10 protein-coding genes are annotated in these 10,380 nt (G+C 69.1%); 1 reads left to right on the forward strand and 9 read right to left on the reverse strand.

The genetic code is table 11. The features are described 5' to 3' along the window. Window positions 1–41: 41 nt before the first annotated feature. From MLGJGCBP_RS30590 to MLGJGCBP_RS30620, 7 genes are all read right to left on the reverse strand, one after another. Window positions 42–1,493, reverse strand: coding sequence for an aldehyde dehydrogenase (locus MLGJGCBP_RS30590; protein ID WP_160100347.1), 1,452 nt, complete (start codon window positions 1,491–1,493; stop codon window positions 42–44). Between the two features lie 27 nt (window positions 1,494–1,520). After that, the gene (locus MLGJGCBP_RS30595) at window positions 1,521–2,705 is read right to left on the reverse strand and encodes a thiolase C-terminal domain-containing protein (RefSeq protein ID WP_160100349.1); all 1,185 of its coding nucleotides are present in this window, start codon (window positions 2,703–2,705) and stop codon (window positions 1,521–1,523) included. Next, window positions 2,702–3,133: a Zn-ribbon domain-containing OB-fold protein gene (locus tag MLGJGCBP_RS30600; protein WP_160100351.1), complete on the reverse strand. Its 432-nt coding sequence runs from the start codon at window positions 3,131–3,133 to the stop codon at window positions 2,702–2,704. Before MLGJGCBP_RS30600 ends, MLGJGCBP_RS30595 begins: the two co-directional genes overlap by 4 nt. Continuing rightward, window positions 3,130–3,447, reverse strand: coding sequence for a hypothetical protein (locus tag MLGJGCBP_RS30605; RefSeq protein ID WP_087559252.1), 318 nt, complete (start codon window positions 3,445–3,447; stop codon window positions 3,130–3,132). The genes MLGJGCBP_RS30600 and MLGJGCBP_RS30605 overlap by 4 nt, the downstream gene beginning before the upstream one ends. 86 nt (window positions 3,448–3,533) lie before the next feature. Then, window positions 3,534–5,021, reverse strand: a complete 1,488-nt coding sequence (locus MLGJGCBP_RS30610; RefSeq protein ID WP_160100353.1) for an acetyl-CoA acetyltransferase — start codon at window positions 5,019–5,021, stop codon at window positions 3,534–3,536. Next, window positions 5,018–6,055, reverse strand: coding sequence for an LLM class F420-dependent oxidoreductase (locus MLGJGCBP_RS30615; RefSeq protein ID WP_160100355.1), 1,038 nt, complete (start codon window positions 6,053–6,055; stop codon window positions 5,018–5,020). Before MLGJGCBP_RS30615 ends, MLGJGCBP_RS30610 begins: the two co-directional genes overlap by 4 nt. A gap of 89 nt (window positions 6,056–6,144) precedes the next feature. Beyond that, a complete protein-coding gene (locus MLGJGCBP_RS30620; protein ID WP_160100357.1) occupies window positions 6,145–6,954 on the reverse strand; it encodes an enoyl-CoA hydratase/isomerase family protein in 810 nt (269 codons plus the stop codon). Window positions 6,955–7,087: 133 nt separating this feature from the next. On the opposite strand from MLGJGCBP_RS30620, the gene MLGJGCBP_RS30625 reads away from it, so the two are divergent. Beyond that, window positions 7,088–7,888 carry a glucose 1-dehydrogenase gene (locus tag MLGJGCBP_RS30625; protein WP_160100359.1) on the forward strand — a complete coding sequence of 267 codons (801 nt, stop codon included), beginning with the start codon at window positions 7,088–7,090 and terminating at the stop codon, window positions 7,886–7,888. Window positions 7,889–7,952: 64 nt separating this feature from the next. Here MLGJGCBP_RS30625 and MLGJGCBP_RS30630 read toward each other — a convergent pair whose 3' ends face one another. Next, entirely contained in the window at window positions 7,953–8,702 is a 750-nt protein-coding gene (locus tag MLGJGCBP_RS30630; RefSeq protein WP_160100361.1) for an SDR family oxidoreductase, read from the reverse strand. Next, complete coding sequence (locus MLGJGCBP_RS30635; protein ID WP_160100363.1) at window positions 8,703–10,226, reverse strand: class I adenylate-forming enzyme family protein; 1,524 nt, start codon at window positions 10,224–10,226, stop codon at window positions 8,703–8,705. Between the last annotated feature and the right edge of the window lie 154 nt (window positions 10,227–10,380).

Consider the following 10,380-nt stretch of genomic DNA (forward strand, 5'->3'; position numbering starts at 1 on the left):
CCGTTCGATCAGTTCTGATGGTGAATGAAAAGCGCTTCGGCTCAGCGTGTTCCGAAGTAGACGGACTTCGTCGCGAAATACGGGTTCAGGCCTTCCGGACCGAGTTCGCGTCCGAGACCGGAGGACTTGACGCCCCCGAACGGCGCGTCGAGGTCGAGGGCGTAATGGTTGACGCCGACGGTCCCGCTGTGGATCCGCGAGGCCAGCGCGAAGCCGTGCTCCTCGTCGGCGGTCCAGACCGTGCCGCCCAGGCCGTATTCGGAGTCGTTGGCGATCGCCACGGCCTCGTCCTCGTCCGTGTAGGGGGTGATCGTCAGAACGGGTCCGAAGATCTCCTCCTGGGCGATGCGGGCGGAGTTGTCCACGTCGACGAACACCGTCGGCTCGACGAACCAGCCGAGCGGCTGCGAATCCGGTACGCCCCCGCCGGTCGTGATGCGGTAGCCCGCGCTGCGCCCGTCCTCGATGTAGCCGAGCACGCGCTCACGCTGGGCGGCGCTGACCAGCGGCCCGATCGCGGTGGACTTGTCGAGGGGATCCCCGACGACGAGACCCCGGACCGTCTCGGTGACCGCCTCGACGACCTCGTCGTATCGGGCACGGGGCGCGAGGATCCGGGTACTCGCATGGCACGTCTGGCCGTTGTTCACCAGCGACACCTCGGCGAGGTTCGCGGCGAAGACGGACAGGTCGGCGTCGGCCGCCACGATCGCAGCCGATTTGCCGCCGAGTTCGAGCGTGACGGGGCGCAGCAGCCTGCCGCACACCTCGCCGATCGCTCGTCCCGCCGCGGTCGAACCGGTGAACGCGACCTTGTCGACCCCCGGGTGCTGCACGAGGTACGCGCTCGCCTCGCGGCCGGCGGGCACGATGTTCAGGACGCCGGGAGGCAGACCCGCCTCCTCGGCGGCGTCCGCGAACGCGAATGCGTCGAGCGCGGTTTCGGGGGCGGCCTTGAGCACCACGGTGCACCCGGCCGCGAGCGCGGGCGCGATCTTCATCGCGGCGAGGGGCTGCGGGTAGTTCCAGGGCGTGATCGCGGCGACGACACCCACCGGCTCACGCCGGATCACCGTGCGGCCGCCGAACGCGCTGGGACGGACGTCCTCGGACGCCGCGTCGCGGACGAGCGCGGCGTAGTAGCGGATCATGGCGGCGGGCCCGAAACCGTTGACCCCGGCGGAGAGTGAGATCGGCATCCCGTTCTCGCGCGTCACCAACGTCGCGGTGTCGCGACCACGCTTCTTCAGCGCGGACGCGAACACGTCGAGAAGGTCTGCACGAGCGCGGTTGTCGAGCTTCCCCCACGGTCCGCGGAGTGCGTCACGTGCGGCGGCGACGGCGGCGTCGATGTCGGCCGCCGAAGCGAGCGCCGAACGCCCGAGCACCTTCTCCGTGGCAGCCTCTACGACGTCGGCCGCGGCACCCTCCTGTGGGGCGACCCACCGGCCACCGATGAACAGAGCGTCGCGGTCCACGGTCATGTTGTCCATGTCGATCCTTCTCACAGAGTCGGGGTGCTACAGCACGTCTTCGTGGGCGAACAGCGTCGAACTGACGAGCGGTGCCATCGGGCCGCCGATGAACAGCGACGTCTTGGCGTGCGCCACGGGATTGGTCGACGTGCCCCGGATCTGCCGCACCGCTTCGACGGCGAGCCCCATTCCGTTGACGAACGAGTCGGCGATGTTGCCGCCACTGGTGTTCACGGGGAGCTTGCCCACGCCCGCGGTGAGGTTGTCCACGGTGAGGACCTCGCCTGCGGCGGGGCCGGACGGCGCCAGGCCGTGGTCGATGAGCGCGGCGACGGCGGGCCCGCTGAAGTTCTCGTACACCTGGACGACATCCACGTCGTCGGGGCCGAGACCGGCGGCGGCCCAGAGGCGGTCCGCGACCCCGGGCCGTCCGGCAGCGCCCGCGAAACCCGCTGTGGCGTACTGGTCGTCGTTGTCGATGATCGAGGAGTAGCCGCCCGGTGCGCCCTGCGCTCCCGCGAGAACGTATGCGGGATCGGGTCGCAGCGACTTCGCGCGGTCGGCGGAGACCAGCACCAGCGCGACGGCGCCGTCGCTCTCCCGCGAGCAGTCGTACAGGTGGAACGGTTCGGTGATCAGGCGGGAGGATTCGTACGTCGCCTCGTCGAGCGGCTTGCCGTAGCCCTGCGCGGTCGGATTGTTCTGGGCGTGCCGGTACGCGGCGAGCACCAGGGCGCGCATGGTCTCGCGCGGCACCCCGTCGTGCTCGAGCAGGCGCTGCGTCCGCAGCGCGCACACCTGCGCAGGCGATCCGACGCCGTGCGCGAGGAAGTGCGGGCCGTAGTGGTACTTCGCGTATCCGAGCCGCCCGGTATCCGCCTGTGCCATCGAGCGGTAGACGACGACGCACTCGGCCTGCCCGGCAGCGATCGCGACGGCGGCATTGTTGATCGCGGCAGCGACCGTCCCGCCGCCACCGCCCCACATCATGTTCGACCACCGGACGTCGTCGACGCCCAGTGCGCCGCCGATGACCGCACCGTCGTGCCCGCCGCCCGCATACGACACGAATCCGTCGAGTTCGCGCGGCGAGACGCCGGCGTCCGAGCATGCGGCGAGGATCGCCTCGAGCGTCATCCTCAGTTCACCCGCCGGGGCCTCGCCGCGGCGGTAGTGCAGTTCGGACACGCCGACGACGGCGGCCGCACCGCGCATGGTGAGTGCACTCATGCCTGCGCTCCTTCTGTGGATCGACGCCAGCGCAGCAGCGGCCAGGTCGCGCCTTCGTCGTGTTCGATGTGACCGACAACCGGGTCGCCGATGCGGATGGCGTCGGTGTCGTCGCCGGTCAGGATTCCGAGCACCCGGCGATGCCCGGCCTCGGGAAGTTCCACGAGGACCGTCACGTACGGGACGCGGTCGGCCAGTTCGGTGATGAACGGGTACCAGCTGCGCGACCAGCTGTACACGGTCCCGGTGGGCGTCACGGACTCCCAGTTCGGGTCGAGGGTGTGGCAGGATCCGCAGACCCATTGCGGTCCCCAGATCCAGGTCTTGCAGTTGCCGCAGCGCTGGAGCCGCAGCTCACCTCGGGTGAGCCCGTCCCAGTACGGCTGGTCGAGGCCGTCGGCGGACGGTCCCCACGGTTCTCCCGTCATGCCGGACTCCCTCCTTCGGCGGGGAAGTTCTCGAGCGCCGCGGCCAGCCAGCGGCCGTCGTGACGCTCCCAGATCGAACGCAGGCCGATCGTGCCGCCAGGGGTGGTGTACACCGTCTCGCCGATTCGGCGGTCGCCGTCGGCCCGGACGTCCTTGATCTCGAACCCGTCGACGTCGCCGCGGGGAACGGTGACACCGTCGAACACGGCGGGCAGGTTCGCCTGAACCATGTCGGCGAGTGCGGACTTCATGTCTCCGGACACCACGTATCCGACGTGCCGCTCGTACAGTTCGCGGAAGTCTTCGACAGACATTCGAAACTCCTTTTCTCCGTGAGAACCTCACGCCTCACGGCGGATGTCCTCGATTCCTATACCTTATGTCGTTAGGTAAACCGGAGTCAATCGTCCGCGAACCGGAACGTGCCGTCGGCGGCGACGACCGCTGTCTCCCGTGCGACGTCCACGCCGACCAGACGGGCCAGCGCGCCAGCTTCCGTCGTGGTGGCCAGCGTGCGTTCGCCGGTGCCGGTCCGCACCGCCACGAAGCCGCGCTCCGGGGCACCGTCGCGTCCGTGCACCACCGTCCAGGACTCGATCGAGCCGGACCCCTCATAGCCCGTGAGCGCTCGCGTGGTCGGTTGCGCATCGACGTCGGCCTGAACGTCCTGACGCCGGAAACCGCTGCGCGGCGGCTCCGTCCGGTAGACGCCGAACGCGTGCTTGGTGAGGTAGCCGCCGTTCGCCGTGATCAGCCCGTACGTTCCCGGCGCCTCGCGCAGCCGGGTCGCCAGGGTGGCGATCGCGTGGGTGCTGTAGTTGTTCCACGGACCGCCCGCGAACGTGAGGCCGCCGGTGAGCGTCAGCGGACGGCCGGGATCGTCGAGGGGCAGACCCAACTCGGCCGCGGCGACCTGGACGGCCGACGGGAAGCACGAATACACGTCCACGTGCGCCAGGTCGTCCCGCCCGATTCCCGAGAGTTCCAGGGCGCGCGCCCCCGCCAGCCGGATGGCGGGTGACCGATCGAGCGCCTCCCGTTCGGCGATGTCGTACGTGTCGTGCGCCTCGGTGCCTGCGTGCGGAAAGACCCAGTTGTCGCGGGGGATCCCGAGGCGGGTGGCGACGCCGACGGAGCAGAGCAGCAGCGCCGCACCCTGCTCCACCATGTTGTTCGAGTTCATCAGCTTGGTGTACGGCCTGCTGATCCACCGATTGTCCTCGGACGGCGTGACGATCTCGTCGGCCGTGTACTCGCGGCCGGTCCACGCGTGCGGGTTCGTCGCCGCCACCTTGCTGAATCCCGACCAGAGTGCGCCGATCGCGCCGCGGTGCTCGTCCTCCGATCGCCCCGACGAGATCCGCAGCGCCTGCTCGAACAGGGGGTACACGTATGCGGGCCGGTCAAGTCCGATCCTGGACTGACCGTCGAAGACCATCGGCACCTCGGGGACGAGGACCTCTGCGGGTGCAACCGAGTCGTCCTGCACGGTCCACTCCGGGCGAACACCCTGGGACCGCAGCTTCATCCGGGTCCGCCAGGACTCGGCACCGCCCACCAGGACGACGTCGGCCCGGCCCGCCGCGATGTCCTCGGCCGCCTGGTTGACGAGGACCTGCGGGCCGCTGCCCCCGCTGCCGGTGTACCCGGTGTGCCGAACGGCGGCACCGATGCGTTCACCGACCAGCGCCCCCGGGTCGCGGTACCGCCACGACAGCATCCCGATCAACCGGACCGAGTCGACGAGTTCGAGCAGACGCGGCGATCCCGCCTCGGACGCGGCGGCGCGGGCCGCTGCGACGATCAGGTCGACGGGTTCCACTCCCCCGGTCCGCTCGTTGACCTGTCCGCCGCCGACGAGGATCGGGGTGCGCGGATCGAGCGTCACGACATCACCGCCTCGAGGATGCGTTCCCGGTTCTCCGGCCTCGGCCAGCCGCCGAGGATCAGCGTCGTCAAGCACGTGGGTTTCCAGCGGTTCACGATGTCCTCACAGATCTTGTCGGCAGGCCCGATCAGCGCGACGTCCTCGACCATCTCGGTCGGAACGGCCTGCGCGGCGAGATCAGGCCGACCCCGCAGGTACAACTCCTGGATCTCGGCGCAGACCTCGGTCCAGCCCATGCGGGCGAAGACGTCGTTGTGGAAATTGGCGCCCTTCGCGCCCATGCCGCCGGCGTACAGCGCGACGACAGGCTTGATCTTGGCCGCCGCCTTTTCCACGTCGTCGTTCTCGACCAGCCAGCACACGTTGGCGATCTCGAAATCCGACGGCGACCGGCGGGCCCCGTCCCGGCCGAACCCCTCGGCCAGCGCGGCGCGGTAGAACTCGTCGCTCTTGGGCGAGAACCACAGCGGCGTCCAGCCGTCCGCGATCTCCGCGGCGAGCGCGACGTTCTTCGGCCCCTCCGCCCCGAGATAGACCGGAATGTCCTCGCGCAGTGGGTGAACGATCGACTTCAGCGGCTTTCCGAGACCGCTGCCACCGTCCAGCGGGAGCTGATAGTGCCTGCCTTCGTAGGTCACCGGCTTCTCCCGGGCCCACACCGCACGCATGATCTCGACGTACTCACGGGTCCGCTCGAGCGGCCGGGGATACGGTTGCCCGTACCAGCCTTCGACCACCTGCGGTCCCGACGCGCCGATGCCGACGATCACCCGGCCCCCGCTGAGGTGGTCGACCGTCTGCGCCGCCATCGCCAGGGCGGTCGGCGTCCGGGCCGACATCTGGCAGACCGCGGTGCCGAGTTTGATCGTGGACGTGCGCGATCCCCACCAGGCGAGGGGGGTCAGCGCGTCCGAGCCGTAGGTTTCCGCCGTCCAGAAGCTGTCCACGCCGAGCGCCTCGGCTTCGGCGAGCATCCGGTCGACGTTGCGCGGCGGTCCGGATCCCCAATATCCGGCGGCGATACCGACTTTCACTGATCTTCCTCGCTTACTGCCCCGGAGGGCGGGTGGTGCTGCTGCAGTGCTGTGTCACGTCCCGACCGTGGCGTGGGTCCGACCCCGGGTCAGTGATTCAGATACTCGGGCGGGCGCTTCTCGAGGAAGGACTTCACCGCCTCGCGGTGGTCCTTGGTCATGGCCGCCAGGATCTGGGTGCGGTTCTCGAGGTCGATCGCCGCCCGGAGACTCGGCGCCTCCAGGTTCGACCACATCACCTCTTTGGTCATCCACACCCCGAACGGGGTGTTCTGCGCGATCTCCTCGGCGATGTCGAGCGCCGCGCCGAGCAGGGCGTCGCCGGATTCGACGGACGAGGCGATTCCGATTCGTTCCGCCTCCCGGGCGTCGATCGTCCGGCCGGTGAGCAGGATCTGCGCGGCGCGCGAGAACCCGATCATGCGGGGCAGCAGCCAACTGACTCCGATGTCGCAGTTGGAGAGGCCGCGCTTGATGAACGACGCGTGCAGTGCGGCCGAGTCGGCGATGATGCGGATGTCGGCCATCAGCGCCAGCGCCATCCCGCCGCCTGCTGCGGCGCCGTTGATCGCGGCGATGATCGGCGGGCGCGCGCCACGGAAAGCTTCGACCAGGTCGGCGATGTGCTTCTGCACCCGCAACCCGGCCTGAGGGCGGCCCTCGCCGTCCGCGGCGCCGTTCGGGGTGCCGTACCCGCGCAGGTCCAGGCCGGCGCAGAACGCCTTGCCCGCACCGGTGAGGACGATCGCCCGGATCGTCGAGTCGTCCCGCACCCGGGCCAGAACCCGGTGCAGTTCGCCGATCATCTCCGCGTTCATCGCGTTGAGGGCCTCGGGTCGGTTCAGTCGCACGAGCAGGATGCCCGGTCGCGGCTGCTCGGTCAGTATCAGTTCGGACATTCGGGGCCTTCCCCTCGTGTGGTTCCGACGACCTCCGCTTCGTATCGGTTCCGTCGACATATCAAGCTAATACCTTTAGGTTAATACCTCAAGATCCACAGTTCGGACGGACGGCGCGAAAGGACAGAACACAATGGCGGAACTGCACGGCAAGGTCGCGGTGGTGACCGGTGGAGCGAGCGGGATCGGGGCGGCGACCTGCGCACTTCTCGCGGAGCGGGGTGCGCGGGTGGTGGTCACGGACATCGACGACGACCGCGGCGAGGCGGTCGCGGCCGCTCTCGGCGAGCACGGTGCCTACCTGCACACCGACGTCACCCGCGAGGAGGATGTCGCGGCCGCGGTCCGCGCCGCGACCGAGCGTTTCGGACGCCTCGACGCGATGGTCAACAACGCCGGCCGGGTCGGGGCCTGGACATACGTCGCCGACACCACCGTCGACGAGTGGGACTCCTCGTTCGCCGTCTTGGCGCGCAGCGCCTTCCTCGGCACCAAACACGCTGCCCGGGTCATGCGCGAGCAGGGGTTCGGCACCGTGGTCAACGTGTCGTCCGTGGCGGGCGTGCGCACCGGCTTCGGCCCGCACCCGTACGGCGCCGCGAAGGCCGCTGTGCTGCAGATGACCCGCAGCGCCGCACGCGAACTCGCGGAATTCCACGTCCGGGTCAACGCGGTCACCCCCGGCGGCGTCGCCACCCGTATCGTCGGCCACGGCGCCGGCCTGGACGGAGACGCGCTGGACGCCAGCGTCGACAGCGTGCGGCAGGGTCTGGTGACATTCCAGCCGATCCCCCGCGCCGGCGAGGGCCACGACATCGCCGGTGCCATCGCCTATCTGGTCTCCGACGACGCAACGTTCGTGACCGGGCAGAACCTCGTCGTCGACGGGGGCCTGACCCTGGGGAAGGCGTGGCCCGCGAACTACAGGCGCTGACGCGCCCGTGCGCCTTTCTGGTAGCTAGGACAACCAGAAAGGCGCACGAGCGCCGGAGGCGCCTTCAGACGCCGACCGGACCACCGAGCCAGACGCCCACCTCTTCACCCGACACGTGCCGGGCGTCGTCACTGACGAGGAACGACACGGTCGCGGCCACCGATTCCGCCGGAATCCGCGGCCAATGGGCGGCCAGGGCGTCGACGGCGGCGTCGCCCCCGGAACTGATGATGTCGGTCTCGACGAAACCGGGGACGACGGTGTTGACGGTGATGCCTCGCCGCGCGACCTCGAGCGCCAACGTCCGGGTCATCCCGGTCAGGCCGGCTTTCGCCGCCGAGTAGGCGCTCATCCCGGGCGACGGCCGCCGTCCGCCGGACGGGCTTCCGAAGAAGACGACCCGCCCCCAGCCGTTCTCGTACATCGCAGGCAACGCGGCGTGCGTGCAGTAGAACGCCCCGCTGAGGTTGACCGCGATCACGCGATCCCAGTCCTCGGGTTCCTGCTTGCGGACCGAGCCTGCGAGGTTCATGCCCGCGTTGTTGACCAGCACCGATGGTGCCCCGAGCGTGTCGGCGGTCCGCGAGATCAACTCCTCGGCGGAGGCCGCGTTCCCGATGTCCGCCTTGATCGCCACCGCGCGGCCACCGCCCGCGACGATCTTCGCGACCACGTCGGCCGCATGCGTCTCGCTGCGCGAATAGTTCACCGCCACGGCGAAACCGTCCGACGCGAGGCGCTGCGCGATCGCCGCGCCGATGCCCCGGCCGCCCCCGGTGACGACGGCGACCTTCTGTTCACCCGCGTTCGTCATTCAGCGCACCTTCCGGTGGGTGTCCGGCACGTCCGCGTAGGTGTCGCGCAGTTCCCGTTTGGCGATCTTGCCGCTGGCCATCCGCGGCAACGGCTCGTCCAGCAGGACGACGTAGCGCGGGACCTTGAAGTCGGCGAGACGCTGATTGCAGAACTCGACGACATCCGCCTCGGCCAGACCCGGCGCCGCCTTCACGAGGGCGGCCGGCGTCTCACCGAACTTCGCGTCGGGCACGCTGATCACCGCGACTTCCTCGACCTCCGGGATCTGATTGATCACCGATTCGATTTCGGCGGGCGAGATGTTGAGCCCACCGGAGATGATCATGTCCTTGAGCCGGTCCACATACGTCAGGTAGCCGTTCTCGTCGAGCTTTCCGAGATCTCCCGTGTGCAACCAGCCGTCGATCAGCGCGGCTTTCGTCGCGTCCTCGTTGCGCCAGTAGCCCGGCATCATTCCCGGACCGCGGAGGAGGATCTGCCCGGTTTCACCGGGCGCACAGTCGTTTCCTGATGCATCGACGACTCGGATCTTGGTGAAGATGCCTCCCCACCCGCACTTGTCCGGATGCTCGGCCGCCTCGTCGCGGGGCATCACGGTGGCGGAACCGCCGATCTCGGTCTGCCCGTAGATCTGCCGCAACTGCACACCCCGGTCCTGCCAGATCCCCAGCAGGTGTGCAGGCACCCGGGCACCGCCCACGTGTGCGGTGGTGAGGTGGTGGAGGTCGGCGTCGGCAAACCCTGGGGCCTTCGCGATCTGCTCGAACAGGATGGGTGGGCCGGTGAGCGTCGTCGCCTTGTCCTCGACCAGAACACGCAGGGCCGCCTGCGGGTCGAACCCGGGTTGCAGGAAGAGCGTGCCGCCGTGGATGACGGTGCGGGAGATGCCCCAGATGATGCCTGCCGCGGTGAACAACGGCAGCACGAGCAGAGGCCGCAGCCCGTTGGGCAGGATGGGTTCCATCAGCGACCACTCGTGCATCTCGCCCGCGATGGTGGCGTGGGTGAACACCACGCCCTTGGGCCTGCCCGTGGTGCCGCTGGTGAAGACGATCGCGGTCGGAGTCGAGACGTCGACCACGGGCGTCGGGAACTGCGCATGCTTCCCGCCGCGCAGCGGCTGCACGTCGTGCTCGAGGACGGCGATGGAGAAGGTGTCGTGCGCCTTCAGGACCTCTTCGAGCCTCGGAAGGTACGCCTGATCGCAGTAGACGATCTTCGGCTCACAATCCTCGACCAGCGCCGTCAGTTCGCCGGCGAGCATCCGCTGATTGAACGGGGCGGCGATGGCGCCTACCTTCATCGCCCCCAGCGCCGCCGCGCACCATTCGAGGGTGTTGGTCCCCACGAAGCTGACCCGGTCGCCCGGCACGACGCCGCGCGCCGCGAGGTCGTGGGCGACGCCGTCGGCCCACCGCGATAATTCCGCATACGTGACGACGTCGCCGTCGAAATCGATGGCAGGTTGGTCGGGGACGATCCGCGCCCAGAAATTCAGCGCGTCGATCACGGTTCCGCTCATTCATTGCCTCCTGTGTGCCCGGCCGCGACCGGCGGGATCGAAACCGAAGTTCTCCGTGACTGTGCCGCCCGTCACAGCTGCTAAATCTAAAGGTTGTTGTTAAATCCGGCAAGGTCTGCGCTTCGCGCCCGTGAGTACTTATTAACGTCCGGCG

Origin of the sequence: Rhodococcus sp. T7 (assembly GCF_009872365.1) — a bacterium.
GTDB lineage: Bacteria > Actinomycetota > Actinomycetes > Mycobacteriales > Mycobacteriaceae > Rhodococcus_F.

Excerpts from the sequence above, each read along its gene's own strand:
- MLGJGCBP_RS30590 (WP_160100347.1), bottom strand. The coding sequence starts at position 1,493 with ATGGACAACATGACCGTGGACCGCGACGCTCTGTTCATCGGTGGCCGG.
- MLGJGCBP_RS30595 (WP_160100349.1), bottom strand. The coding sequence starts at position 2,705 with ATGAGTGCACTCACCATGCGCGGTGCGGCCGCCGTCGTCGGCGTGTCC.
- MLGJGCBP_RS30600 (WP_160100351.1), bottom strand. The coding sequence starts at position 3,133 with ATGACGGGAGAACCGTGGGGACCGTCCGCCGACGGCCTCGACCAGCCG.
- MLGJGCBP_RS30605 (WP_087559252.1), bottom strand. The coding sequence starts at position 3,447 with ATGTCTGTCGAAGACTTCCGCGAACTGTACGAGCGGCACGTCGGATAC.
- MLGJGCBP_RS30620 (WP_160100357.1), bottom strand. The coding sequence starts at position 6,954 with ATGTCCGAACTGATACTGACCGAGCAGCCGCGACCGGGCATCCTGCTC.
- MLGJGCBP_RS30625 (WP_160100359.1), top strand. The coding sequence starts at position 7,088 with ATGGCGGAACTGCACGGCAAGGTCGCGGTGGTGACCGGTGGAGCGAGC.
- MLGJGCBP_RS30630 (WP_160100361.1), bottom strand. The coding sequence starts at position 8,702 with ATGACGAACGCGGGTGAACAGAAGGTCGCCGTCGTCACCGGGGGCGGC.
- MLGJGCBP_RS30635 (WP_160100363.1), bottom strand. The coding sequence starts at position 10,226 with ATGAGCGGAACCGTGATCGACGCGCTGAATTTCTGGGCGCGGATCGTC.